This window comes from Gemmiger formicilis, assembly GCF_024462815.1.
Taxonomy (GTDB): Bacteria; Bacillota; Clostridia; order Oscillospirales; family Ruminococcaceae; genus Gemmiger.
In genome coordinates this window covers 258944-283760 of record NZ_JANGCG010000002.1, presented here as the reverse complement: position 1 = coordinate 283760, position 24817 = coordinate 258944, and the positions used below count along the sequence as shown (strand labels likewise).

Below are 24817 nucleotides of genomic sequence, written 5' to 3'. Positions count from 1 at the left end.
TGGGTGTACCTCCTTCAATTTCCTTGCCCTTATCCTACCAGAATCCCCGGTTGCACACCATAAATCGGCCCCGGCAATCTGTCAACTGTGGGTTGCGTTTGCGGGCAGGCACCAATCAATTTCCGCTGCATCGTTGTTTTTCAAGAACTCGTTTACCTTGCCGAACGGCGCCGAGCCGAAGAAGCCGCGGTAGGCCGAAAGCGGGCTTGGGTGGGCGGATTCCAGCACCAGCACCGGGCGGCGGGCGGCGGCCTTCTCAAAAATCGGCGCGTACTTCTGGGCAGGCTTGCCCCACAGCACAGCGGCCAGCGGGGCCGTACCCTGCGCGGCGGCGTATTCCAGCGCGGCGCGGGTGAAAGTCTCCCACCCATGGCCCGCATGGGCGAAGGCCGCGCCCTGCTCCACGGTCAGCACCGTGTTCAGCAGCAGCACACCCTGTTTCGCCCACGGCGTCAGGTCCGTATGGGCCGCACAGCCGGGGCCGACCGCGCTTTCCAGCTCCTTGAAGATGTTGCGCAGGCTGGGCGGGGCCTTGCAGCCGTCCGGCACAGAGAAGCTCAGCCCCATCGCCTGCCCCGGCTCATGGTAGGGGTCCTGCCCCAGAATCACGCACCGCACCGCCGATACCGGGCAGGCGCGGAACGCCGCAAAGATGTTCTGCGCGGCAGGGTAGACGGTCTTTTCCGCCGCAGCCGCCGTCACAAAGGCGTCCAGTTCGGCAAAGTACGGCTTTGCGCGCTCCTGCGCAAAAAACGGCTGCCAGTCCGTGGCGGCCAGCTTATCCAATTCCGTAGTCAAAAGCATCGTTTATTCTCCTGAGTTGTTCTGCATACATTTTTCACAAGTATATCACACCCCCGCAGGGGTTGCAATAGCGGCAAAAATGCGGTATAATATCATTTATGCTGCGGCGTTGTGTCGCTTCTAAAGGCAACACCGCATAATTCTAAGTACCGATGCAGCGAGCGAGAAGTACAAGCTGCTAAGCAAAAAGCGCAGATAATACTGGATTGTATTATCAAGCATTTTTGCAACGCAGATTGTGCTTTGTAGCCGCGGCAGCGGCGCTTAAGCCGTAAGGCGCGAATTGTGCAGTATTGCCTAAAGTATATCAAAGGGGAGAACCATTTATGCGTTCCATCAAAACCAAGCTCTTCAGCCTTGCACTGGCTGCCTGCATGGTGCTGGCACTGGCAGGCTGCTCTATGTCCACGCCGTCCACCGTCGGCACCATCGGCGGCGTTGAGATTCCCGCGGGCATCTATCTGCTGGCCCAGTACAATTCCTACAACACCGCCGCCAACGCGGCTGACCTTGCCACCGGCGAGACAGCCTCCGACGTCAAGGCCGTGCTGAAAGCCACCTGCACCGGCACCATCAACGGCGAGGAGGTCACCGCCGTGGGCAGCGACTATGTTGCCCAGCTGACCACCCGCGCCATTGAGTATTACGCCGCTGTCGAAAAGCAGTTTGCCGAGCAGAACGGTGTTCTGGATGACGCCGCCACTGCTGAGGCTGCCAAAACAGCCGACAGCCTGTGGACGTCCAACGGTGACCTGTACACCGCCAACGGCATCTCCAAGACCAGCGTGGAAAACTATCTGCTCAACGCGCAGAAGGCCAAGGCCCTGCTGCGGATGTCCTACGGCGCAGACGGCACCACGCCTGTGACTGACGAGGAGTACACCGACTACGTCAACAATGACTGCTACTACATCGAGGCCGTGCAGTTCCCGCTGGTGAACTACAGCAGCCACTCGATGGCCACCGATGACGAAAAGACCGCCATCATGGCCACGGCTGAAAGCTGCCTGACCGCCCTGAACCAGACGGCCACCGCTGAGACTGCTTCCAACAGCGCCCTGTACACCGCCGCCATGACCTATGTGCCGCAGGCAATGGCCGCCATGGGCAGCACGGTGAATGCTTCTCAGGCTGTCTACTACGCTGCCTCCCAGCTGTACACACCGGATAATCTGAGCAGCTACGGCAGTGGTGAGTACAACAACCTGACCGACCCGCTGGACGAGGCCGGTATGAACAACTGGACTGTCATTGACTTGGGCACCACGATTCTGGTGGCCCGCAGGATTGACCCGTTCAAGACCTACACCGTTGAGGATCTGAACAATATGTACGATCTGCTGACCAGCATGAAGTCCACCGCCATTCAGGACGAGCTGTACGCAGCAGGCGCTGCATTGGAGCACAATCTGAACAACTCCGCGCTGAACACCTACAGCGCCGCCAATATTAAAAAGAACGTCTGAACGTAATTGTTTGGCCGGGAGCAGCATTGTTTGCTCCCGGCCTTTTTGTTGAGGAGGTTCCACCCTATGACCAAAAATAAGTCCATGAACTTTCTGCTGCAGACCCTGGGCTGCTTCATCTCAGCGGCGGGCATCTACAGCTTTGCCGTTGCCGCCGAGGTCCCTGTCACCGGCATTGCGGGCATCTGCGCCATTCTGTACCGCCTGTTCGGCATTCCGATGGGCTTGAGCAACGTACTTATCAACATTCCCATCATCCTGTGCACCTACAAATTGCTCGGCAAGTCGTTCTTTGTCCGCAGCGTCTACTGCATGGTGCTGTTTGCCGTCTTTACCGACTATCTGCTGCCCCTGATGCCGGTCTATCAGGGCGACCGCCTGCTGGCCACCATCTGCGGCGGCGTTGTGGGCGGCATTGGCGACGCGCTGATTTATATGAACAATTCCAGCACCGGCGGTCTGGACTTCATCACCATGGGTATCAAAGCCCGCCACCCGCATCTGCCGTTCGGCAACATCACCTTTGCGGCGGCGCTGGCGGTCATTCTGCTCAACGGCGCGGTGTTTCAGGATGTAGATTCCATTATCTACGGTATTATGTTCAATTTTATCGTTTCTGCCGTTATCAACAAGATGATGTTCGGCTTCTCGTCCTCGATGCTGGCCATGATTGTCACCGACAAGGGTCCCGAAGCCTGTGCCGAGATCGACCGCGTGGCAGACCGCGGTTCGACCATTCTGCAGGGCCGCGGCGGCTACGGCGGCCAGCCGAAGGATGTGGTGCTCTGCGCCTGCTCCAACAAGCAGCTGTACGAGATTGAGCACGCCATTCAGGCCATTGACCCCGGCTGCTTCATCATCATGCTGCAGTCCAACGAGGTCCACGGCGAGGGTTTCCGCCAGCTGGAGCTTGGCAAGAACGAGGAACGAGAAAAGCAATAAGTATCCAGCAAGCAACATTTTCCGGGTAGCTTCCGCGGGCGGAGCAGCGCCCCGCCCCTACACCGCAATGTAATCAGTAAAAGCAGAACCGCCCGCGGCAACTGGTGCCGCGGGCGGTTCTGCTTATTGCATCAAAGCATCAATACTGCTTGGCTTCTTCCTCGCCGGTCATAACGCGGAGCGCGCCCTGGCAGAGCGCCAGAAGCTCATCCTCACCGGGGTAGGTGGTGACAGGGGCAATCCAGCCCAGATAATCCGTCAGAGTCTGTGCCGTGAACGGATTGTAGGCAATGCCGCCGGTCAGGATGATCTGGTCAACCTTGCCGTGCAGCACGGCAGCCATAGCACCGGCGTCCTTGGCAATCTGGTAGAAGAAGGCATCCCAGACCTGCTTGGCCAGCGCGTCAGTCTCGGCCAGCTTGCCGACCTCACGGGCATCGTTGGTGTGCAGATAGCCATTGAAACCGCCGTTGCCGCAGATTTTCTTGTAAATTTCCTGCTGGGTGTACTTGCCGCTGAAGCACATCTTGACCAGGTCGCCAACCGGCACGGTACCGCTGCGCTCGGGGCTGAAGCAGCCCTCGCCGTCCAGAATGTTGTTGACATCCACCACCTTGCCGTGGTCATGCGCGCCGACAGAAACGCCGCCGCCCATATGGATGACGATAAGGTTCAAGTCCTCGTAGCGCTTGCCGTTCTCCTTGGCAAAGCGGCGGGCCACGGCCTTCTGGTTCAGCGCGTGGAAGATGGAACGGCGGGGCAGCTCCGGCATACCGGAAATGCGGGCCTTATCGGTCAGTTCGTCCACAACCACCGGGTCCACGATGTAGCTGGGCACACCCAGAAAATCGCCGATTTCGCGGGCCAGAATACCGCCCAGATTGGAGGCGTGCTGGCCCTGCACACCGGCCTTCAGGTCAGCCAGAAGGGCATCGCTGACGGCATAGGTGCCGCCGGGAATGGGCTTGAGCAGGCCGCCGCGACCCACAATGACGTTCAGCGTCTTGGGGTCACAGTTCTTTTCCTTCAAGAAGTCCAGAATGATTTCCTTGCGGAAGTCCTTCTGGTCGATGACGCTGGCGTACTTGGCAATTTCCTCGGTGGGGTGGCGCAGCGTTTCCTCAAACAGCAGGGTCTCATCCTCGAACACACCGACCTTGGTGGAGGTGGAGCCGGGGTTGATGACCAGAGTTTTGATAGACATTATAAACGTCTCCTTTTATTTTCAATCGTTTTACTGGTTCAGACCTGCGGCCACAACGGCGGCCAGCGCGATGGAGTTGACCTTGGTCTGGAAGGAATCACTGCGGCTGGTCAGGATGGCCGGAACCTTGGTGCCGGTCAGGATGCAGCCGTTCTTGCAGTCAGCCGTGTGAACCAGCGTCTTGTAGACAAGGTTGCCCGCCTGAATGTCGGGGAAGAGCAGGATGTCCGCATGGCCTGCAGCCGGGCGGTCCTGTGCGCCCTTGTGGTGGGCAGCCTCAGGGTCAATGGCAATGTCCATCGACAGCGGGCCATCGACCACACAGCCGGTGATTTTGCCCTCGACGTTCATCTTGCGCAGCTCGTCCGCGTCCACGGTGCAGGGCATCTTGGGGTTGACGACCTCAACAGCGGCCAGTGGGGCAACCTTGGGGCATTCCACGCCGCAGGCATGGGCCACAGCAACCGTATTCTCGATGATATGTACTTTATCCTCCAGAGTCGGATAGGTCATAAAGGCAACGTCAGTCAGGAAGAGCAGCTGCTCAATGCCCTTGACCTCAAAGACAGCCACGTGGGACAGCGTCTTGCCGGTGCGCAGGCCGACTTCTTTGTCCAGCACGCTCTTGAGGAAGGTCTTGGTATCCAGCAGGCCCTTCATGTACATATTTGCAACGCCGTCATGGGCCAGCTTGACAGCCTTCAAGGAAGCCTGCACCTTGTCCGGCTCGTTGATGATCTCATAGTCGGAAAGGTCGATATTCAGCTCGGCGGCAATCTTGCGGATGGCTGCCTCATCGCCAACCAGAATGGCATCGGCAATGCCCTGCTTGTGGGCAGCGTCAACAGCCTCCAGAACGGCGTCATCCTCCGCAGCGGCAACGGCCAGCTTCTGCTTGCCGCAGGTCTTTACTTTCGCAATCAGGTCCTCAAAATTCATTTTTACAGCACCTCGTTTTTTTCATTCAGACGCCGGGGCTGTGTAGAAGGCCCCGTATGTTAAAATAATAACACGTTATCTGCCGCGGGTCAAGAGGGGGAAGGGGAGAGGGGGTGCAAAAAATAATTTTTCCGGGATTCTGTGCGCTGCTATTTAAATAGGTGGGCGCACAACAATTTTGTGCAAATTTGACTGAATTTTAACAAATTCGTCATTGACAAAACCTTAACAAGATGGTAAAACTATAGTAGCGGTTTGGGAAACACCCCACCGCCGCGGCACCATGCCGCCGTACTTCTGACCCAATGGATAAGCCCCAAAGAGCCAGCGCGGCGCCGGTGCCTTGCTTTACCTCTAAAGTTGTTTAATTTTTAACAGGTAGAGCGAATTTCACCCCGGAAAGGTCACACATCATGCCTACCATTGCCATGTATCCCGGCAGCTTCGACCCCGTCACCAACGGGCATCTCGATATCATCAAGCGCTCCAGCCGTATGTTTGACAAGGTGATTGTCGCGGTGCTGGTCAACAGTGCCAAGACCCCGCTGTTCACGGTCGAGGAGCGCGTTGCCATGTTGCGGGATGCCTGCAAGAACATCCCGAATGTGGAGGTCGACTCCTTCAACGGCCTGACGGTCAGCTTCGCCAAGCAGAAGGGAGCCACCGTTATGGTGCGCGGTCTGCGGGCGGTCACGGATTTTGAAAACGAAATCCAGCTGGCCCACACCAACTTTGCCATGCTGCCGGAGATTGAAACGGTGTTTCTGGCAACCGCCATCAAATGGAGCTATCTTTCCTCCACCATCGTGCGGGAGGCTGCCCACTACGGGCAGGATGTTTCCCGCTTTGTACCCCGCAATGTCGAGCGTGCGCTGATTGCCAAGCGCGAGGCAGGGGAGCTTTAATTCACATTCATGCCGCGTTTATGACGGCCTGAAGATAGATTGTTACTCAATAGTCCATCCAAAGAGAGTTTTTTAGGAGGCTACTTATGAAAAAAATCGTCATCGCCAGCGCCTGCCGTACTGCCATTGGCAAGTTCGGCGGCACCCTCGCCAATGTCCCCGCCGCTGAGCTGGGCTCCATTGTCATCAAGGAGGCCCTGAACCGTGCGAACGTCAAGCCGGAGCAGGTCGACCACGTTTACATGGGCTGCGTTATCCAGGCCGGTCTGGGCCAGAACGTTGCTCGTCAGGCTTCTCTGAAGGCTGGCCTGCCCATCGAGACCCCCGCCGTCACCGTCAACGTTGTCTGCGGCTCCGGTCTGAACTGCGTCAACATGGCCGCCCAGATGATTGAGGCCGGCGATGCCGACATCGTTGTTGCCGGTGGTATGGAGAACATGGATATGGCTCCGTTCGCCATGACGAAGGGCCGCTACGGCTACCGCATGGGCTACCCCATGGGCAAGAGCGAGCTGGTTGACACGATGGTCAACGATGCTCTGTGGGATGCAACCGGCTACAATATGCACATGGGCATGACCGCCGAGAACGTCTGCACCAACGAGACCTACCAGAAGAAGTACGGCTACAGCCCCATCACCCGTGAGCAGCTGGATGCCTTTGCTTATCATTCTCAGGAGAAGGCTGCCAAGGCTATCACCGACGGCGCTTTCAAGGACGAGATCGTTCCTGTTGTCATCAAGGGCAAGAAGGGCGACACCGTGTTTGATACCGATGAAGGCCCCCGCCTGAGCTCCATGGAAGTTCTGGGCAAGCTGAAGCCCTGCTTCAAGAAGGACGGCATCGTTACCGCTGCAAACTCCTCCGCCATCAACGACGGCGCTGCTGCGCTGGTCATCATGAGCGAGGAGAAGGCCAAGGAGCTGGGCGTTGAGCCTCTGGCTACCTGGGTTGCCGGTGCTCTGGCCGGTGTTGAGCCCGAGGTCATGGGCCTTGGCCCCATCGCCGCCACCAAGAAGGTTATGGCCAAGACCGGCCTGACCGTCGACGATATGGACCTGATTGAGGCCAACGAAGCTTTCGCTGCTCAGTCTGTTGCAGTCGGCGAGGCTCTGCACTTCGACCAGGAGAAGTTGAACGTCAACGGCGGCGCCATTGCTCTGGGCCACCCCGTCGGCGCTTCCGGCGCTCGTATCCTTGTCACCCTGCTGTATGCCATGAAGCATCGCGGCGCACACAAGGGCCTGGCTACCCTCTGCATCGGCGGCGGCATGGGCTGCGCCACCATCGTTGAGATGTAATTTTTACCGGAGGAATTCAAAATGTCCTTTGTTACTACCGAAATTCAGGACGCTGTTGCTGTCCTGACCATCGACCGCCCGAAGGCGCTCAACGCCCTGAACCCCGAGGTTCTGGCCGACCTGAAGGCCGCCTTTGAGGCCATTGACCAGAACACCGTCCGCTGTGTTGTGCTGACCGGCGCCGGTGACAAGAGCTTCGTGGCCGGTGCCGATATCGGCTCCATGTCCACGATGACCAAGGCAGAGGGCGAGGCCTTCGGCAAGCTGGGCAATGACATCTTCCTGATGATTGAGCATTTCCCGCTGCCGGTCATCGCTGCTGTCAACGGCTTTGCGCTGGGCGGCGGCAATGAGCTGGCCATGAGCTGCGACATCCGCCTCTGCTCTGACAACGCTGTCTTTGGTCAGCCCGAGGTTGGCCTGGGCATCACCCCGGGCTTCGGCGGCACCCAGCGTCTGGCACGTCTGGTCGGCATGGGCATGGCAAAGCAGCTGGTCTACTCTGCTCTGAACATCAAGGCAGACGAGGCTCTGCGCATTGGTCTGGTCAACGCCGTTTACACGCAGGAGGAGCTTATGCCCGCCGCGCTGAAGCTGGCCGGTAAGATTGCCAAGAACGCTCCTATCGCGGTTCGCAACTGCAAGAAGGCCATCAATGACGGCATCAGCCTGCCGATTGCGCAGGCCGTTGAGGTCGAGGAGAAGCTCTTCGGCGATTGCTTCGAGACCCACGATCAGGTCGAGGGCATGGGCTGCTTCCTGAGCCGCGAGAAGCCGAAGCCGAAGCCGGTTTTCACGAACAACTAATCTTAAAATCGTGCGCAGCGCGCACACCGATTTTATTATCTCTTATCTCTTATCTCTTATCTTTTATCTTATATTGGAGGTACTTACTATGAAGGTAGGCGTTATCGGTGCCGGCACTATGGGCCAGGGCATCGCAAAGGCATTTGCTCAGGTTGAGGGCTTCACCGTTGCACTGTGCGACATCAAGCAGGAGTGGGCTGACAACGGCAAGGCAAAGATTGCCGCCGGTTATGCCAAGCTGGTTGCCAAGGGCAAGCTGGAGCAGGCCGAGGTTGACCGCCGTATGGCTGCCATCACCGCCGGTCTGAAAGAGGACCTGTGCGCTGACTGCGACCTGATCGTTGAGGCCGCATTTGAGGATATGAAGGTCAAGCAGACCACCTTCGGCGAGCTGGACAAGATTTGCAAGCCCGAGTGCGTTTTCGCTTCCAACACCTCCTCTCTGTCCATCACCGAGATTGGCAAGGGCCTGAGCCGTCCTCTGGTCGGTATGCACTTCTTCAACCCCGCTGACCGCATGAAGCTCATCGAGGTCATCGCCGGTGTCAACACCCCCGCCGAGACCGTGGACACCATCAAGAAGATCAGCACCGAGATTGGCAAGAGCCCCGTTCAGGTCAATGAGGCTGCCGGTTTCGTTGTCAACCGCATCCTGATCCCGATGATCAACGAGGCTGCCTTCATCAAGATGGAGGGCGTTTCTGACATCGCCGGTATCGACACCGCCATGAAGCTGGGCGCCAACCACCCGATGGGCCCCCTGGAGCTGGGTGACTTCGTTGGTCTGGATATCTGCCTGGCCATCATGGACGTCCTGTACAAGGAGACCGGCGACAGCAAGTACCGTGCCTGCCCGCTGATCCGCAAGATGGTTCGCGGCGGCAACCTGGGCTGCAAGACCGGCAAGGGCTTCTACGTTTACAACGCAGACCGCACCAAGACCCCGGTCGACGCCCTGTAATTTGATAACTTACGCGCCTGGCGCGGGCAAAACCGTGCCGGGCCGCGTTTGTTTGGCCGGGCAATACGCCCCGGCCCCAGTATATGGAGGTTTTATCAATGGATTTTACTCTGTCTAAACAGCAGCAAATGGTCCAGAAGATGTACAAGGAGTTTGCTGAGAACGAAGTCAAGCCCCTGGCCAAGAAGGTCGACGCGGAGGAGTATTTCCCCAAGGAGACCGTTGAGAAGATGGCCAAGCTGGGCATGATGGGCATTTACTTCCCGAAGTCTGTCGGCGGTGCAGGCGGCGACGTCCTGTCCTACGTTATGGCTGTCGAGGAGCTGTCCAAGGTCTGCGGCACCACCGGTGTTATCCTGTCTGCCCACACCTCTCTGTGCGCAGCTCCCATCTATGAGAACGGCACCCCCGAGCAGAAGGCCAAGTATCTGCCCAAGCTGTGCAGCGGTGAGTGGATTGGCGCGTTCGGCCTGACCGAGCCCGGTGCCGGCACCGATGCCCAGGGTCAGCAGACCTTCGCCGTGGACGAGGGCGACCACTGGAAGCTGAACGGCTCCAAGATTTTCATTACCAACGCTGGCTTTGCTGATGTGTTCATCATCATCGCTGTCACCGGCTTTGTGACCGACAAGCGCGGCCGCAAGCAGAAGGAAATCAGCGCCTTCATCGTGGAGCGCACTGACCCCGGCTTCAAGGTCGGCAAGCCCGAGGACAAGATGGGCATCCGCGGCTCCTCCACCTGCGAGCTGATTATGGAGGACTGCATTATCCCGAAGGACCGCCTGCTGGGCGTCAAGGGCAAGGGCTTCCAGCTGGCCATGGCCACGCTGGACGGCGGCCGTATCGGCATTGCCTCCCAGGCTCTGGGCATCGCTGAGGGCGCCATTGACGAGACCGTTGCCTACGTCAAGGAGCGCAAGCAGTTCGGTCGCAGCATTGCACAGTTCCAGAACACCCAGTTTGAGCTGGCCGAGATGAAGGCCCGCGTTGACGCCGCCAAGTACCTTGTCTATGCAGCTGCCCAGAAGAAGCAGGCTGCCATGGACGGTGCCAAGGTGCGCTACAGCGTTGAGGCTGCCGAGGCCAAGCTGATTGCCGCCCGCACCGCCAGCGACGTGACCCGCCGCTGCCTGCAGCTGTTCGGCGGTTACGGCTACACCCGCGATTACCCCATCGAGCGTATGATGCGTGATGCCAAGATTACTGAAATCTACGAGGGCACCAGCGAGGTTCAGATGATGGTCATCAGCGGTGCGCTGCTGAAGTAAGGAGGACAGACGTAATGAAAGCAATCGTTTGTGTCAAACAGGTTCCCGATACGCAGGGCAAGGTCGCTGTCAAGGCTGACGGCACGATGGACCGTTCCGCAATGGCTACCATCACCAACCCTGATGACCTTAACGCTGTTGAGGCTGCACTGCAGCTGAAGGACGAGACCGGCTGCGAGGTCGTTGTCGTCACGATGGGCCCGCCGCCGGCAGAAGGTATGCTGCGTGAGCTGATGGCCCGCGGCGCTGACCGCGGCGTGCTGGTTTCCGGCCGTGAGTTCGGCGGCTCTGATACCTTCGCCACCTCCCAGATTCTGGCTGCTGCCGTCAACAAGATTGGCGTCGGCCCTGAGGATATCGTTTTCTGCGGCCGTCAGGCTATCGACGGTGACACCGCACAGGTCGGCCCCCAGATTGCTGAGAAGCTGCATCTGCCCCAGGTCACCTATGTCACCGACATCCAGAAGGATGGCAACTCCCTGACCGTCAAGCGTCAGCTGGAGGACGGCTACATGGAGCTGAAGGTTCAGACCCCCTGCCTGCTGACCTGCATCAAGGAGCTGAACACCCCGCGCTATATGAGCGTTTCCGGCATCTTCGAGTGCTACGACAAGCCGCTGGAGGTCTTTGACTACAATGCTCTGAAGGATGATCCCCTCATCGAGACCGACACCATCGGTCTGAAGGGCTCCCCGACGAACGTTTACAAGTCCTTCGCTCCCCCGGTCAAGGGCGCTGGCATGAAGGTCGAGGATGCTGCCCAGCTGGTCGGCATCCTGAACGACAAGCACCTGATTTGAGGAAGGAGAAACGAACAATGGCTGAATTCAATGCAATGGACACCGCCGCCTTCAAGGGCGTGTGGGTATTCTGCGAGCAGCGCGAGGGCGAGATCCAGTCCATCAGCTATCAGCTGCTGAGCGAGGGCCGCAAGCTGGCCAACGATTTGGGCGTTGAGCTGTGCGGCGTTGTCATGGGCAGCGGCCTGGCCGAGGCTGACCTCAAGACGCTGGGCGGCTACGGTGCTGACCGCGTTTACAATATCGACAGCCCCCTGCTGAAGGACTACACCACCGATGGCTATGCCAAGGCGCTGTGCGACCTCATCATGGACAAGAAGCCCGAGATCATGCTGATCGGCGCCACCAACCTGGGCCGTGACCTCGGCCCCCGCTGCGCAGCCCGTCTGCACACCGGCCTGACTGCCGACTGCACCCATCTGGATGTTGACGTTGAGAAGTACAAGAGCTTCCTGCGCACCACCTCCAACATTGATGTGGACAACACCAAGTTTGAGGAGAACACCAACCTGAAAATGACCCGCCCTGCCTTCGGCGGCCACCTGATGGCTACCATCATCTGCCCGCGCTTCCGCCCGCAGATGTCCACCGTCCGCCCCGGCGTTATGCAGATGCAGGCGTTCGACCAGGCCGGTGCCGACAAGGTTGTCATCGAGAACGTTACCCCCGCCCTGACTGCGGACGATATCCACGTTCAGGTTCTGGACATCAAGAAGAGCGCTGAGAAGCTGGTTGACCTGATCGGTGCCGACGTTGTCGTTTCCGTGGGCCGCGGCATCTCTGCCGACCCCGAAAAGGGCATCAAGCTGGCCGAGGAGCTGGCCGGTGTTCTGGGCGGCGTCGTGGGTGCTTCCCGCGCCGTCACCGATGAGGGCTGGCTCTCCGCTGACCATCAGGTCGGTCAGACCGGCAAGACCGTGCATCCCCGCATCTACGTTGCGCTGGGCATCTCCGGTGCCATCCAGCACGTTGCCGGTATGCAGGATTCCGAGAACATCATCGCCATCAACAAGAACGAGAACGCCCCCATCTTCGACGTTGCCACCTACGGCATTGTCGGCGATCTGTACAAGGTCGTTCCCGAGCTGATTAAGGAAATCAAGGCTGCCAAGGCCTGATTTGACCCGCGATAGGGGAGCCGTGCTTCGCAAGGAGCGCGGCTCCTTTTTTGTTTTGGCAAAAATTTTGTCGGCGCTGTAACACAAGACGCCCTTTTTCCGTCTTGTAGGGTGAAGGCGGATGTGCTATGATAGTGCAATACGCAAGGGAGGTGCCGTCCATGACAAAGCAGGAGGCCCGCGCGCTGGCAAAAGCCCGGCGCAGGGCGCTGGATATGCAGGCCGTGGGCAGCGGTATGGCGCAGGCGCTGTTTGCGCTGCCGTGCTGGCAGCAGGCCGGTACGGTGCTGGCGTTTGCCGCCCTGCCGGACGAGCCGGACACAGGGCTTATCCTGCGCCGCGCTCTGGCGGACGGCAAGCGTCTGCTGCTGCCCCGGGTGCTGAGCCGCGCCGAGATGGACTGGGTGGAAATCCCGGATTTAGCCCTGCTGCGCCCCGGCAGCTACGGCATCCCGGAGCCGCCTGCCAATCTGCCCGCCCTTGACCCTGCCGGGTGCGCTGCACCGCTGGCACTGATTCCCTGTCTGGCCGCAAGCCCGGATGGTGTGCGGCTGGGCCGGGGCGGCGGGTATTATGACCGGTTTTTGGCACAGTATAAGGGAGCAAGGCTTCTGCTCTGTCCCACCGCCACTGTGCTGAATGGCCTGTCCTGCGATGCATGGGACGCCCGCTTTGCACCCGAAGAAATTCTGACCGAGAAAGGAATCCAACTATGAAAAAGCTGCTTTTTGCAACAGCCCTGCTGGCCGCGCTGCTTCTGAGCGCCTGCGGCAAAAAAACGGACGATGACCTGATGAACCAGCCCGCATCCACGCCGGAGGCTGGTATGGAAATCGACCCAGAATTCAGCGTTGACCCGGAGGACACCGCCGAGAACGCCCAGCCCGCCCCGGATGCCGAGCTGAACGATATGGTGGACGAAATTTATAAGCTCCAGCCGGTCGACCTGATGGGCATGGAGACCACGGCCATCGACCTGACCGATGAAAGCTGGTACAGCTATCTGGCGGGCCTGACCGCCGACAATGTGGGCAAGGTGGACGCCGCCGTTATCAGCGAGTCGATGACCGGCAGCCAGGCCTACAGCCTTGTGCTGGCGCGGGTCAAGGACCCCGCCGATGCCAAGGAAATTGCAACGTCGATGGAGGACAACATCGATCTGCGCAAGTGGGTCTGCGTGGCCGCCGACCGCGCCCGCGTGGTGACTTTTGGCGACAAGGTGCTGTTCGTTATGGCCGACAGTGAGCTGGCCGATGTGGACGCGCTTGTGGACGCCGCCGCGCAGGCGTTTGGCGTCACCTTCGATATGGATGATTCCATCGATGCCACCGAGGGCGATCTGCCGCCGGAGCTGCTGATTGACGCCCCCGCCGTGGCAGACTGATTTTTGAGGATACGCACCTGACCGGGCTGCCTGCCCTGTAGGGGCCGTGGGTTTCCCATAAGCAGCCGCCCGCCGCAAGCTCGCCCCTCATCAGTCACCTGCGGTGACAGCTTCCCCTGCGGGGGAAGGTGGCGCGCAGCGCCGGATGAGGGCCGACCTTCCGCAGCCATATACGCCACCGGATTGTGCAAAAAAACATCCGCAGCATTTTCGCTGCGGATGCTTTTTTATGCCCGGGGTAGGGGACGTATTACAGGAAGATGTACTTGACGATAAACAGCCCGGTCAGCACATACATCAGCGGGCTGATTTTCTTCTCCTTGGCCTTGCCGGTCAGGACGTTGATGAGCGTCCAGGAGATAACGCCGATGGCGATACCCTCGGAGATGCTGTAGGCCAACGGCATAATGAGGATGGTCAGGAAGGCCGGGATGGCGTCGGTCATATCGTCAAAGTCAATCTTGACAACAGCGCCCATCATATAGAAGCCGACCACAATCAGCGCCGGGGCGGTGGCAAAGGAGGGAATCGTCAGGAACAGCGGGCTGAAGATGCTGGCCAGCAGGAACAGCACTGCGGTAGTGGCAGCGGTCAGACCGGTGCGGCCGCCCTCAGTCACGCCGGAAGCGCTCTCGACATAGGTGGTGGTAGTGGAGGTGCCCAGCACAGCGCCTACGCTGGTGGCAACGGCGTCCGCCATCAGTGCGCCCTTGATGCGGGGCAGCTTGCCGTTCTCGTCCAGCATATCGGCCTTGGAGGCCACGCCAATCAGGGTGCCCAACGTGTCGAACAGGTCAACGAACAGGAAGGCAAACATAACAACGATAAAGTTGCCGAGGTTGAAGTTGGAGAAATCCTGATGGAACACCTGGCCGAAGGTCTGGCCCAGAGAGGAGAAGTCGAAGCTGACAAAGGCCGTGGGGATGACGGAGTACATACCGGCCTCGGGGTCAGGCACGTAGATGCCTGCCAGCTCGCAGACAATGCCCAGCACCCAGGTCAGCAGAATGCCGTACAGGATAGCGCCCTTGACGTTCTTGATGAGCATGACGGCAATCAGCAGCACGCCGATGAGCGCCAGCAGGGCGCCGATGCCGATGCTGTGGAAGGTCTCGCCCTTGAAGTGCTGGTAGGTCAGCAGCGTGGAGTCGCTGTTGACGATGAGCTTGGCATTCTGCAGGCCGACAAACGCGACAAACAGGCCGATGCCCACACTGACCGCTGACTTGAGCGTCATCGGGATGGCGTTGAAGATAGCCTCGCGCACATTGGTGAGGGACAGCACGATGAAAACAATGCCCTCCACAAAGACGGCAAGCAGCGCCATCTGCCAGCTGTAGCCCATCGTCAGCACGACGGTGTAGGCAAAGTAGGCGTTCAGGCCCATGCCGGGGGCCAGTGCAAACGGATAGTTGGCCAGCAGCGCCATAAGCATCGTGCCGAAGAACGCCGCCAGCGAGGTGGCAATCAGCACGGCCTTGGCGTCCATACCGGCCGCGGACAGAATGTTGGGGTTGACCGCAAGGATGTAAGCCATCGTCATAAAGGTCGTGATACCGGCCATGACTTCGGTCTTGACATCGGTGCGGTTCTCCTTCAGGTGAAAGAGCTTTTCCATGATGTACCTCCGATTTTTTGGGCAACACCGCATCATTCTAAGTGCCGCTTAAGCCGTCAGGCGGGAATTGTGCGGTGCTGCCTTTGGGTTGTATCGTTCCGCTGCGCCCGAATAAGACCCGCAAAGGCGCAACAGTTTTATTGTACTCTATAGCCGTACATTTGTAAACAGACGTTTTGCTATTTCCGTAATAGGAACCGGCATCGACAAAATTTGCCCGCCATCTTGCCCAATACGGCATAATAGAGTATAATATATCCTGTATCGCTATGTATCAGATGACGTATGAATATAAAAAGGAGAAATTTACTATGAGCAAGTTCAATTTTATCAAAACCGAAATTCCTGAGGTGCAGGTTATCGAGCCGACCGTCTTTGGCGATGACCGCGGCTATTTTATGGAGACCTACCAGATTGACGAGTTCGCCGCTGCCGGCATTGACAAGCCCTTTGTGCAGGACAACCAGAGCCGTTCCAGCAAGGGCGTGCTGCGCGGCCTGCACTTCCAGACCAAGCACACGCAGGGCAAGCTGGTGCGCGTGACGCTGGGCGAGGTGTTTGACGTTGCCGTGGACTGCCGCCCCAACAGCAAGACCTTCGGCAAGTGGGTGGGCGTGACCCTCTCTGCCGAGAACAAAAAGATGCTCTGGATTCCCGAGGGCTTTGCCCACGGCTTTGTGGTGCTGTCCGATGTGGCCGAGTTCTGCTACAAGTGCACCGATGTCTATGACCCCACCGCCGAGGGCGGCATTCCCTACGATGACCCGACTGTCAACGTCCAGTGGCCCGACTGCGGCTGCGAGCACAAGACCAGCGCCAAGGACAAGGAGCACACCCCCTTTGCCGCCCAGAAATTCGAGTATTTTGAGAAATACTAAGGAGTCACCGTGCAGAAACTGAAAAATACCTTCGCGGGCTTCTGGAAATACCGCTATCTGCTGCAGAACCTGATTACCCGCGATTTCAAGCTGAAATACCGCCGCAGCGTGCTGGGCGTGGCCTGGAGCGTGCTGAACCCGCTGCTGACCTGCCTTGTCATGTGGGCCGTGTTCGGGGCGCTGTTCAACCAGCGCGGGCAGGGGATCGAGGATTTCCCGCTGTTTTTGATTATCGGCCAGCTGATGTTCAACTTCTTCCGCGAGAGCACCACGATGGCGATGGAAAGCGTGCTGAAAAACGGCCCGCTGCTGCGCAAGGTCTACATCCCCAAGTACATCTTCCCGCTGGAAAAGTGCTGCTTTGCGCTGGTAAACTTTTTCTTCAGTCTGGTAGCGCTCTTTATCGTGGCACTGCTGACATGGTCACACATCTCGTTCAAAACCGTGCTGCTGGCTGTCTATCCCATCGTTATGCTGTTCATTTTCAGTCTGGGCATCGGGCTGATTCTGTCCACGCTCTACGTCTTTGTGCGCGATATTATGCACATCTGGGAGGTTTTCTGCACCCTGCTGGTCTACGGCAGCGCTATCTTCTATGACCCGCGCCAGATGGAAAGCTGGATGCAGTTTGTCATCAACCTCAACCCCATCTACTGGTACATCACGGCGGTGCGCTCCTGCGTTATGTGGGGCGAGGGTCTGACCCCCAATATGGTGCTGATTCCGTTCCTCTGCGCCGCCATCAGTCTGGGGCTGGGCGTCTACGTCTTTAAAAAGAATCAGGACAAGTTCGTCCTGTATATGTAAGGAGGCATCGGAATGGCAGAGCAGAAACCCATTATCTCCATCGACCATGTCTCGATGCGCTTCAACCTTGCCAAGGAAAAGCACGAGAGCCTCAAGGAATACTTTGTGGCCCTGCTGCACGGCGGCGTGCGGTTTGACGAGTTCTTTGCGCTGGACGATGTCTCGTTTGATATTATGCCGGGCGATTTCTACGGCCTGATTGGCTTAAACGGAAGCGGCAAATCCACGCTGCTCAAGGTTATTTCCGGCGTGTACAAGCCCAGCGCAGGCAAGGTCACGGTCAACGGCACGATTGCGCCGCTGATTGAGCTGGGCGCAGGCTTTGATATGGACCTGACCGCCCGGGAGAACATCTACTTGAATGGCACCGTTCTGGGCTACACGCCGAAATACATTGACTCCAAGTTTGATGACATTGTGGAATTCAGCGAATTGCAGGATTTTCTCGATGTACCGCTGAAAAACTACTCCTCCGGCATGGTGGCGCGTCTGGCCTTTGCCGTGGCAACCATGACCAAGCCCGACATCCTGATTGCGGACGAGATTCTCTCGGTCGGTGACTTCCTGTTCCAGGAAAAGTGCGAAAAGCGGATGGCCGAGTTGCTTTCCGGCGGCACAACGGTCATTCTGGTCAGCCACTCGATTGACCAGATCGAGCGTATGTGCAACAAGGTAGCATGGCTGGACCACGGTCATCTGCGCCGGCTGGGCGCGACCAAGGAGATTACGGCCGAGTACCGTAAGTTCGAGAAAAAAGACGCTATGCCAGCAAAAATCACTGAGGAATAAACTATGCCTGAAAATCCTAACAACGAGCGCCCGGCTGATTTGGCCGTGCAGGACAGCGTGGGCGGCATGGCAAAACGCCTGCTGAACCCCGCACATCTGCGCGACCTTGCCACCCGCAGCGTGCACACCCTGCAGGAGCAGGGGGCCGAGCAGCTGTGGCGCGATGTGAAATTCCGCGTCGGGCTGGCCCTGCACCACGATGACTGGCGCCACCGGGCAGACATTCCGCTGCGCCGGGAGCTGAAGGCCCAGCGCGTCGCCAAGCTGCAGGGGCCGACCATCAGCATCATTGTGCCGCTGTACAACACCCCGGCGAAATTTTTCGATGAAATGCTGAAAAGCGTTATCCAGCAGACCTACACCCATTGGGAGCTGGTGCTGGTGGATGCCTCGGACGCTGGCAAGCGGCTGGAAAGCCGTCTGCCCAAAGCCGTGCCGGGTACGATTGTATACGAGGCTGTCGAAAACGGCGGCATTGCCGCCAACACGACCCGCGGCTTCAAGCTGGCCCACGGCGATTTCATCGCCCTGCTTGACCATGACGATGTACTGTACCCCAATGCACTGTTTGAGGTTGTGCAGACCCTCCAAAGTACCGGGGCCGATTTTGTCTACAGCGACGAAATCGTGCTTTCGGCAGATTTGAAGGAGCTGGGCGGGTATCACTTCAAACCGGATTTTGCACCCGACTATCTGCGCGGGGTCAACTTCATCACCCATCTTGCGGTGTTCAGCCGCCCGCTGCTGGACGCCGCCGGGGCGTATGAGTCCAAGGAGTTTGACGGTGCGCAGGATCACGATTTGATTCTACGCCTGACCGAAAAAGCACAGCATATCGAGCATATCAAGAAGGTGCTGTACATCTGGCGCGGCCACGCGGGCTCAACGGCCGCCGGTATGGAGGCCAAGCCCTACGCCGTCGCAGCAGGGGAGCGCGCCATTGATGCCCAGCTGCAGCGCTTAGGGCTGCCGGGCCACGCCATGGCCGTGCCAGATGCCCCCGGTGCGTTCCAGGTGCGGTATGAGCTGACAGGCCACCCAAAAATCAGCGTGCTGATTCCCAACAAGGACCACGTGGAGGATTTGGACCGCTGCCTGACCAGTCTGTACAAAAACGCTGGGTACGATAACTTTGAGGTTATTGTCATTGAGAACAACTCCACCGACCCCGCCACCTTTGCCTATTACAAGACGCTGCATGACAAATTCCCGACCTGTTGGGTGGTTACGTTTGAGGGGCATGGGCCGTTCAATTTCTCGGCCATCAACAATTTTGGCGCTTCCTTTGCCGAGGGCGAGCATCTGTTGCTTCTCAACAATGACATTGAGATTCTCTCACACGACTTCCTGCGGGAGCTGCTGAGCTACAGCCAGCGGCCCGATGTGGGTGCCGTGGGCGCAAAGCTCTACTACCCCGATGATACCATCCAGCACGCGGGCGTGCTCATGGGCATCAACGGCTCGGCCGGGCACAGCCACAAGAGCTACCCCCGCACCGCCGTGGGCGATATGTACCGTCTGGTCACCACGCAGGATTATATGGCCGTGACCGGCGCCTGCCTGATGACGAAGGCCACGCTCTGGAAGGAGCTCGGCGGTCTGGACGAGGAGAAGTTCGCCGTGGCCTACAATGATGTGGACTACTGCCTGAAGCTGTGGCAGAAGGGCCTGCTTAACGTCTACACCCCGCGTGCCGAGGCCTACCATTACGAGAGCAAGAGCCGCGGCCTTGACACCCTGAGCGAGAACGCCCGCCGCTATGAACGCGAGAAGGCCAATTTCTACGCCAAATATAAGCAGTATATCGACAATTATGACCCCTACTACAACCCCCATTTCAACAATTTGTTTGAAAATTTTGGGTTGAAGTGAGGAGGTGTTTTGCATGGAAAATAAGTTTGATACCCAGTTTTTAATCGAAGGCCACGACCTCGACGAGGACGCCATCCACGACGGCATTTTGAACAGTGCCAAGGGCGATTGCCTGTTGGTCGTCGGCGACGAGGATGTCGTCAAGGTACATTACCACACTGACACCCCGTGGAAGGTTTTGGAGTACGCCGCCGCCCTCGGCGAATTGAACACCATCATCGTAGAAAACATGGAGCGCCAAGCAAAAGGGTTGCACGGGTAAATTGGCAAGGCGCAAGGTTAACCGCCTGACGGCGTATGATTACGCCCAAAACGGTGCGTATTTCATCACGATTTGCACGCATGGGCGGCAGAAAATTTTGTGGAAAAGCGATGTCCTTACGGCGGTTGAGGATGTAGGGGCGCACAGTGTGCGCCCGCGCCTTGCCCCGGAGTTATCGCCTTACGGGAAAGCCGTTGAAGATGCCATTTTGCAGATTTCCATTCGGCATCCCGCAGTAAAGTTAATAAAATATGCCGTAATGCCAAATCATGTTCATTTATTGTTGTTGATTCAGCGGGAACAGGGCGGGCGCACACTGTGCGCCCCTACAATTTCACTGGTCATCAAACAGATGAAAGAGGCTGTCACGAAAGCGATTGGCTGCCCCATCTGGCAAAAATCCTTTCACGACCACGTTGTGCGCACCGAGCACGGGTACGCGCAGATTTGGCAGTACATCGACACAAACCCCCAACTCTGGCACAAAGATTGCTTTTACGAGGAGCCATCCCATGAGCCTTGAAACAAAACGCATCAAAGAGCTATTCGGCTATGCGCGGACCCTGACAAAGGAACAGGGCGTCGGCGTTATGGCCGGGCGCGCCGTCGGCTTTTTCAAGCGGCGGTTCTTCGGCAAGCGTGCGCGGTATCTGCCGTCAAGGCATACGCTGGAGGCCCAGCGGGCCGACGCCGCGCAGAACGCCCACGGCTGGCCGACCATCAGCATCCTGACGCCGCTGTACAACACGCCGCCGCAGTTTTTGCAGCAATTTCTCGACAGCGTGCAGGCACAGACCGCCCCCAACTGGCAGCTTGTGCTGGTGGACGCCAGCGATGCCGCCCACGCCGATGTGGGCCAGACTGTGCAGGCCCGCGCCGCGCAGGATGCCCGCATTGTCTACGCCAAAATCGAAAACCAGGGCATTGCCGCCAACACCAACGCCGCCGCCAAGCTGGCCACCGGCGAGTATCTGGCGCTGGCTGACCACGATGATATGCTGGCCCCCCACGCAATCTACTGCATGAGCAAGGCACTGGCCGACAGCGGCGCAGACTTTGCCTACAGTGACGAGGCCCTGTTTGAGAAAACGCCCGAGCACCCGCGGGTCGGCCATTTCAAGCCCGACTATGCACCTGAGTACCTGATGGCGGTCAACTATATCTGCCATCTGGCGGTCTTTAAAAAGGCGCTGTTTGACGCGGTCGGCGGCGAGCGCCCCGAATGTGACGGCGCGCAGGACCACGATTTGTTCCTGCGCCTCATCGACGAAATGCAGCGCCGTGACCCCGCCGCCAAGCCGTTGCATATCCCGCAGGTGCTCTATTACTGGCGCGTGCACGCAGCTTCCACCAGCGGCGGCACAGCCGCCAAGCCCTATGTGGAGCAGGCCGCCCAACGCGCCGTTGCCGACCATCTGGCCGCAACCGGGCGGCAGGGCAGGGTGGAGGCCGGGCGCTTTCCCGGCACCTGCCACATTGTGTGGGACATCCCCAAGCCGGAACCGCTGGTTTCCATCCTGATTCCCAACAAGGACCACACCGATGATTTAGAGAAATGTCTGCACAGCATCTACGCCAAAACGACCTATGAGAATTTCGAGGTCATCGTCATTGAGAACAACTCCACCGACCCCGCCACGGCAGCCTACTACAAAAAGCTGCCCGACCGCTATGACCATGCCCGGGTTGTGACCTATAAGGGCGGGTTCAACTTCAGCCGCATCAACAACTTTGGCCGCAAATACGCCGCCGGAAAGTATCTGCTGCTGCTGAACAACGATGTGGAGGTCATCAACGGCGATTGGCTCACCCAGATGGTGGGCGAGTGCAGCCAGCCCGGCGTGGGTATCTGCGGGGCGATGCTCTATTACCCGGATGACACCATCCAGCACGCCGGTATCATCACCGGGCTGGGCGGCTATGCCGGGCACAGCCACAAGTACCACAAGCGCGGCGGCAGCGGGTATATGTTCCGGCTGGCCACGGTGCAGGATTTCTCCGCCGTGACCGCTGCCTGCCTGCTGGTGCGCACCGCCGTCTACGATGAAATGCACGGTCTGGATGAGGAATTTACCGTTGCCTACAACGATGTGGATTTCTGCCTGCGCGTGCGCGATGCCGGGTATCGCATCGTCTGGACGCCCCACGCGGAGCTCTACCATTACGAGAGCAAGTCCCGCGGCTCTGACGAGAATGACCCCGCCAAAAAAGCCCGCTTTGACGCCGAGCATGACCGCCTTTACGCCGTGCATGGGCGGGAGAATATCCTGCATGACCCCTACTACAGCCCCTCGCTCTCCCTCGATTATGAGGACTTCCGCGAAAGCGGCGATTTGCGGAATCTGAAGTAAACTGCAGCCGCGCCCCCCTTCCGGCCCTGCGGGGCCACCTTCCCCATAGGGGAAGGCTTGGGGCTTACGGCAAACAAAACAGCGCCCGAACGTTTTCACGTTCGGGCGCTGTTTTTTTATCTTTCTTTCTTGTCAGGCGGATACTCGCCCTGCTTTTCGGCTTCCAAGCGGCTCAGGCGGGCTTCCAGCTCGGAAATGCGCTGGTTGACGATATCCGGCAGATCCTGCTGGTCCAGATCGTCCGCCGGGCAGCACTTGACATTGCCCACGCGCACAACCTCGGCGGGCACGCCGACCGCGGTAGCGTTGGCGGGCAGGTTTTTCAACACCACACTGCCCGCACCGACACGGACGTTATCGCCGATGTACACCGGCCCCAGCACCTTGGCCCCGGCACCGATCAGCACATTGTTGCCCAGCGTGGGGTGGCGCTTGCCGGTGTCCTTGCCGGTGCCGCCCAGTGTCACACCGTGATAGATCGTGCAGTTATCACCAATTTCGGTGGTCTCGCCAAAGACGATGCCCATACCGTGGTCGATGAACAGCTTGCGGCCAATCTTCGCGCCGGGGTGAATCTCAATGCCGGTCAGGTGCCGCGCCAGCTGGCTGACCAGCCGCGCCAGAAAAAAGCACTTATGATTATACAGAAAATGTGCAATCTTATGCGTTACCAGCACATGAAAGCCGGGGTACAGGATAATAACCTCCGCCACATTGCGTGCGGCGGGGTCCTTATCGCGGATATTTTTTGCATCTTCCCAAAGGCCCATAGTCCGTTCCTCTTTACTTTACCATACTTGTTTATACTATAGCACAAATCTCTGCAAAGCGCAACGGCGTGCGGTTTTATCATTTTATACAAAAGTCGGCGCAAAAATCCATAAAATCCTTACTTTCGCGTTTTGGGTGTTTGCATTGACACTGCCGCCCGCACATGGTACAATAAGTAAAACCTACGTAAAGTGCCGGGAAGGAGTGTGCCGTAATGATGATGCAGTTTGTTTCTTGCTTCAAAATTCACGGTGCAGTGTTTTTCCCTGCCGCGCATTTAAGTATGCCTTTTTGACTTTTCCCTTTTTGGGAAAAGTTTTTTTTTGCAAAAAATGCCGTGTCACAGAGCTACAGGAGGTCCACACCATGCTCATCCGCAATGCTAAGAACAGCGCAGGCAAGTCCGTTGAGGTCTGGCTGCGCGAGGGTAAGATTGCCGCAGTCGGCCTGGGTCTGCTCGTCCCGGAAGGGGAGGAGGTGCTCGATGCCAAGGGCCGCACGGTTCTGCCCGCCTTCATCGACACCCACTGCCACTGGCGCACCCCCGGCTTTGAGTACAAGGAGGATATCGCCACCGGCTCCGCTGCCGCTGCCGCAGGCGGGTACACCTTCGTGAACCTGATGCCCAACACCAAGCCGGTCTGCTCCTCCGCCGAGATTGCCCACACCGTGGAGGCCGAGGCCGCCCGCGTGGGGCTGTGCGATGCCAACCAGACGGTTTCCATCACGAAGGATTTCGACGGCAAAACACTCGACCATCTGCTGACCCTGCCCGAGGATGTCAGATTCATCACCGAGGACGGCAACGGCGTGATGAACAACGCCGTTATGGCGCGCGCGTTCGCCATTGCCACCGAGCGCGGCCTGACCATTATGTCCCACGCCGAGGACCGTGAAATCAGCCCATGGGACTACCGCCTGGCCGAGAACATCGAGACTGTGCGCAACTGCTACCTGGCCGAATACTACGGCACCCGCCTGCATATGTGCCACGTCTCCACCAAGGAGTCGGTGGACGCCGTGCGGATGAGCCGCCTGAAGGGCGCGCGGGTCAGCTGTGAGGTCACGCCCCACCACCTGTGGTTTGATGACAGCCGCCTGCAGTACCGCGTGAACCCACCCATCCGCAAGGCGGAGGACGTGAACGCGCTGATTGACGCCATCAAGGACGGCACCGTGACCTGCATCGGCACCGACCATGCGCCGCACACCGCCGAGGAGAAGGAGAAGGGTGCCGCCGGTATGGTGGGGCTGGAAACCGCCTTCGGCGTCTGCTACACCAAGCTCTGCCGCGAGCAGCGCATCCCGCTGGAGCTGCTCAGCTTCCTGATGAGCGCAGGCCCCGCCGCCGTGCTGGGTCTGGCCGACCGTAAGGGCCTGCTGGAGCCCGGCTATGACGCCGATGTAGTGCTGGTGGACCTTGACCATATGTATGAGGTCAAGGCGGACGAGCTGCACAGCAAGAGCAAGAACTGCCCCTATGACGGCACCCTGCTGTATGGCAAGGTTGTGACCACCATCAAGGGCGGGAAGGTCACGTTCCAGATTGAAGAGTAACGCCACTTCACGC

General features: G+C 58.6%; 24 protein-coding genes. 19 read left to right on the top strand and 5 right to left on the bottom strand.

The features are described from left to right. Positions 1 to 81 precede the first annotated feature (81 nt). On the bottom strand, positions 82 to 804 hold the full coding sequence (locus tag NE623_RS03875) for a uracil-DNA glycosylase (RefSeq protein ID WP_256271580.1): 723 nt from the start codon (positions 802 to 804) through the stop codon (positions 82 to 84). Positions 805 to 1130: 326 nt separating this feature from the next. On the opposite strand from NE623_RS03875, the gene NE623_RS03870 reads away from it, so the two are divergent. Both NE623_RS03870 and NE623_RS03865 read left to right on the top strand, forming a co-directional pair. After that, the gene (locus tag NE623_RS03870; RefSeq protein WP_256271581.1) at positions 1131 to 2270 is read left to right on the top strand and encodes a hypothetical protein; all 1140 of its coding nucleotides are present in this window, start codon (positions 1131 to 1133) and stop codon (positions 2268 to 2270) included. Positions 2271 to 2336: 66 nt separating this feature from the next. Next, positions 2337 to 3212 carry a YitT family protein gene (locus NE623_RS03865; RefSeq protein ID WP_256271582.1) on the top strand — a complete coding sequence of 292 codons (876 nt, stop codon included), beginning with the start codon at positions 2337 to 2339 and terminating at the stop codon, positions 3210 to 3212. 139 nt (positions 3213 to 3351) lie between these two features. Here the strand turns inward: NE623_RS03865 and buk are convergent, their stop codons facing one another. Together buk and ptb are read right to left on the bottom strand one after the other, a co-directional pair. Continuing rightward, on the bottom strand, positions 3352 to 4416 hold the full coding sequence (buk, locus tag NE623_RS03860; protein WP_256271583.1) for a butyrate kinase: 1065 nt from the start codon (positions 4414 to 4416) through the stop codon (positions 3352 to 3354). Positions 4417 to 4446: 30 nt separating this feature from the next. Next, positions 4447 to 5355 (bottom strand): phosphate butyryltransferase, encoded by a 909-nt coding sequence (gene ptb / locus NE623_RS03855; RefSeq protein ID WP_256271584.1) that lies wholly within the window; start codon positions 5353 to 5355, stop codon positions 4447 to 4449. Positions 5356 to 5768: 413 nt separating this feature from the next. On the opposite strand from ptb, the gene coaD reads away from it, so the two are divergent. The 9 genes from coaD to NE623_RS03810 all read left to right on the top strand — a co-directional run bounded on the left by coaD (position 5769) and on the right by NE623_RS03810 (position 13899). Then, on the top strand, positions 5769 to 6260 hold the full coding sequence (coaD, locus tag NE623_RS03850) for a pantetheine-phosphate adenylyltransferase (protein WP_256271585.1): 492 nt from the start codon (positions 5769 to 5771) through the stop codon (positions 6258 to 6260). An 86-nt stretch (positions 6261 to 6346) separates the two neighbouring features. Further along, a complete protein-coding gene (locus tag NE623_RS03845) occupies positions 6347 to 7561 on the top strand; it encodes a thiolase family protein (protein ID WP_256271586.1) in 1215 nt (404 codons plus the stop codon). A gap of 21 nt (positions 7562 to 7582) precedes the next feature. Next, the gene (locus NE623_RS03840) at positions 7583 to 8368 is read left to right on the top strand and encodes an enoyl-CoA hydratase-related protein (RefSeq protein WP_256271587.1); all 786 of its coding nucleotides are present in this window, start codon (positions 7583 to 7585) and stop codon (positions 8366 to 8368) included. An 88-nt stretch (positions 8369 to 8456) separates the two neighbouring features. After that, positions 8457 to 9329, top strand: coding sequence for a 3-hydroxyacyl-CoA dehydrogenase family protein (locus NE623_RS03835; RefSeq protein WP_256271588.1), 873 nt, complete (start codon positions 8457 to 8459; stop codon positions 9327 to 9329). A gap of 98 nt (positions 9330 to 9427) precedes the next feature. After that, complete coding sequence (locus tag NE623_RS03830) at positions 9428 to 10597, top strand: acyl-CoA dehydrogenase family protein (RefSeq protein ID WP_256271589.1); 1170 nt, start codon at positions 9428 to 9430, stop codon at positions 10595 to 10597. Between the two features lie 14 nt (positions 10598 to 10611). Further along, entirely contained in the window at positions 10612 to 11397 is a 786-nt protein-coding gene (gene acrB, locus NE623_RS03825) for an acryloyl-CoA reductase electron transfer subunit gamma (RefSeq protein WP_078783188.1), read from the top strand. Between the two features lie 17 nt (positions 11398 to 11414). After that, positions 11415 to 12515, top strand: coding sequence for an acryloyl-CoA reductase electron transfer subunit beta (gene acrA / locus NE623_RS03820; RefSeq protein ID WP_256271590.1), 1101 nt, complete (start codon positions 11415 to 11417; stop codon positions 12513 to 12515). A 161-nt stretch (positions 12516 to 12676) separates the two neighbouring features. Continuing rightward, complete coding sequence (locus NE623_RS03815; protein WP_256271591.1) at positions 12677 to 13231, top strand: 5-formyltetrahydrofolate cyclo-ligase; 555 nt, start codon at positions 12677 to 12679, stop codon at positions 13229 to 13231. Beyond that, positions 13228 to 13899, top strand: coding sequence for a hypothetical protein (locus NE623_RS03810; protein ID WP_256271592.1), 672 nt, complete (start codon positions 13228 to 13230; stop codon positions 13897 to 13899). Before NE623_RS03815 ends, NE623_RS03810 begins: the two co-directional genes overlap by 4 nt. 250 nt (positions 13900 to 14149) lie before the next feature. Here the strand turns inward: NE623_RS03810 and NE623_RS03805 are convergent, their stop codons facing one another. Further along, positions 14150 to 15520, bottom strand: coding sequence for an NCS2 family permease (locus NE623_RS03805; protein WP_370866680.1), 1371 nt, complete (start codon positions 15518 to 15520; stop codon positions 14150 to 14152). A 308-nt stretch (positions 15521 to 15828) separates the two neighbouring features. Between NE623_RS03805 and rfbC the strand changes: the two genes are divergently transcribed. Genes rfbC through NE623_RS03770 form a run of 7 tightly spaced genes read left to right on the top strand, consistent with a single transcriptional unit; the run spans position 15829 to position 22476 of the window. After that, positions 15829 to 16395 (top strand): dTDP-4-dehydrorhamnose 3,5-epimerase, encoded by a 567-nt coding sequence (gene rfbC / locus NE623_RS03800; protein WP_256271594.1) that lies wholly within the window; start codon positions 15829 to 15831, stop codon positions 16393 to 16395. Between the two features lie 9 nt (positions 16396 to 16404). Further along, the gene (locus NE623_RS03795; RefSeq protein WP_256271595.1) at positions 16405 to 17202 is read left to right on the top strand and encodes an ABC transporter permease; all 798 of its coding nucleotides are present in this window, start codon (positions 16405 to 16407) and stop codon (positions 17200 to 17202) included. Positions 17203 to 17214: 12 nt separating this feature from the next. After that, positions 17215 to 17991, top strand: a complete 777-nt coding sequence (locus tag NE623_RS03790) for an ABC transporter ATP-binding protein (protein WP_256271596.1) — start codon at positions 17215 to 17217, stop codon at positions 17989 to 17991. A gap of 3 nt (positions 17992 to 17994) precedes the next feature. Then, a complete protein-coding gene (locus NE623_RS03785) occupies positions 17995 to 19863 on the top strand; it encodes a glycosyltransferase family 2 protein (protein ID WP_256271597.1) in 1869 nt (622 codons plus the stop codon). 13 nt (positions 19864 to 19876) lie between these two features. Further along, the gene (locus tag NE623_RS03780; RefSeq protein ID WP_147609536.1) at positions 19877 to 20125 is read left to right on the top strand and encodes a kinase to dihydroxyacetone kinase; all 249 of its coding nucleotides are present in this window, start codon (positions 19877 to 19879) and stop codon (positions 20123 to 20125) included. Between the two features lies 1 nt (position 20126). Then, positions 20127 to 20648: a transposase gene (locus NE623_RS03775; protein ID WP_256271598.1), complete on the top strand. Its 522-nt coding sequence runs from the start codon at positions 20127 to 20129 to the stop codon at positions 20646 to 20648. Then, entirely contained in the window at positions 20638 to 22476 is a 1839-nt protein-coding gene (locus NE623_RS03770; protein WP_256271599.1) for a glycosyltransferase family 2 protein, read from the top strand. Before NE623_RS03775 ends, NE623_RS03770 begins: the two co-directional genes overlap by 11 nt. 116 nt (positions 22477 to 22592) lie before the next feature. On the opposite strand, the gene epsC is transcribed toward NE623_RS03770, so the two are convergent. Beyond that, on the bottom strand, positions 22593 to 23246 hold the full coding sequence (epsC, locus tag NE623_RS03765; RefSeq protein ID WP_256271600.1) for a serine O-acetyltransferase EpsC: 654 nt from the start codon (positions 23244 to 23246) through the stop codon (positions 22593 to 22595). A 367-nt stretch (positions 23247 to 23613) separates the two neighbouring features. On the opposite strand from epsC, the gene NE623_RS03760 reads away from it, so the two are divergent. Continuing rightward, entirely contained in the window at positions 23614 to 24804 is a 1191-nt protein-coding gene (locus tag NE623_RS03760) for a dihydroorotase (protein WP_256271601.1), read from the top strand. Positions 24805 to 24817: the final 13 nt, after the last annotated feature.

Bases quoted from the DNA above. Each gene is read 5' to 3' on its own strand.
- NE623_RS03875 (WP_256271580.1), bottom strand. From the start codon at position 804: ATGCTTTTGACTACGGAATTGGATAAGCTGGCCGCCACGGACTGGCAG.
- NE623_RS03870 (WP_256271581.1), top strand. From the start codon at position 1,131: ATGCGTTCCATCAAAACCAAGCTCTTCAGCCTTGCACTGGCTGCCTGC.
- NE623_RS03865 (WP_256271582.1), top strand. From the start codon at position 2,337: ATGACCAAAAATAAGTCCATGAACTTTCTGCTGCAGACCCTGGGCTGC.
- buk (WP_256271583.1), bottom strand. From the start codon at position 4,416: ATGTCTATCAAAACTCTGGTCATCAACCCCGGCTCCACCTCCACCAAG.
- ptb (WP_256271584.1), bottom strand. From the start codon at position 5,355: ATGAATTTTGAGGACCTGATTGCGAAAGTAAAGACCTGCGGCAAGCAG.
- coaD (WP_256271585.1), top strand. From the start codon at position 5,769: ATGCCTACCATTGCCATGTATCCCGGCAGCTTCGACCCCGTCACCAAC.
- NE623_RS03845 (WP_256271586.1), top strand. From the start codon at position 6,347: ATGAAAAAAATCGTCATCGCCAGCGCCTGCCGTACTGCCATTGGCAAG.
- NE623_RS03840 (WP_256271587.1), top strand. From the start codon at position 7,583: ATGTCCTTTGTTACTACCGAAATTCAGGACGCTGTTGCTGTCCTGACC.
- NE623_RS03835 (WP_256271588.1), top strand. From the start codon at position 8,457: ATGAAGGTAGGCGTTATCGGTGCCGGCACTATGGGCCAGGGCATCGCA.
- NE623_RS03830 (WP_256271589.1), top strand. From the start codon at position 9,428: ATGGATTTTACTCTGTCTAAACAGCAGCAAATGGTCCAGAAGATGTAC.
- acrB (WP_078783188.1), top strand. From the start codon at position 10,612: ATGAAAGCAATCGTTTGTGTCAAACAGGTTCCCGATACGCAGGGCAAG.
- acrA (WP_256271590.1), top strand. From the start codon at position 11,415: ATGGCTGAATTCAATGCAATGGACACCGCCGCCTTCAAGGGCGTGTGG.
- NE623_RS03815 (WP_256271591.1), top strand. From the start codon at position 12,677: ATGACAAAGCAGGAGGCCCGCGCGCTGGCAAAAGCCCGGCGCAGGGCG.
- NE623_RS03810 (WP_256271592.1), top strand. From the start codon at position 13,228: ATGAAAAAGCTGCTTTTTGCAACAGCCCTGCTGGCCGCGCTGCTTCTG.
- rfbC (WP_256271594.1), top strand. From the start codon at position 15,829: ATGAGCAAGTTCAATTTTATCAAAACCGAAATTCCTGAGGTGCAGGTT.
- NE623_RS03790 (WP_256271596.1), top strand. From the start codon at position 17,215: ATGGCAGAGCAGAAACCCATTATCTCCATCGACCATGTCTCGATGCGC.
- NE623_RS03785 (WP_256271597.1), top strand. From the start codon at position 17,995: ATGCCTGAAAATCCTAACAACGAGCGCCCGGCTGATTTGGCCGTGCAG.
- NE623_RS03780 (WP_147609536.1), top strand. From the start codon at position 19,877: ATGGAAAATAAGTTTGATACCCAGTTTTTAATCGAAGGCCACGACCTC.
- NE623_RS03770 (WP_256271599.1), top strand. From the start codon at position 20,638: ATGAGCCTTGAAACAAAACGCATCAAAGAGCTATTCGGCTATGCGCGG.
- epsC (WP_256271600.1), bottom strand. From the start codon at position 23,246: ATGGGCCTTTGGGAAGATGCAAAAAATATCCGCGATAAGGACCCCGCC.
- NE623_RS03760 (WP_256271601.1), top strand. From the start codon at position 23,614: ATGCTCATCCGCAATGCTAAGAACAGCGCAGGCAAGTCCGTTGAGGTC.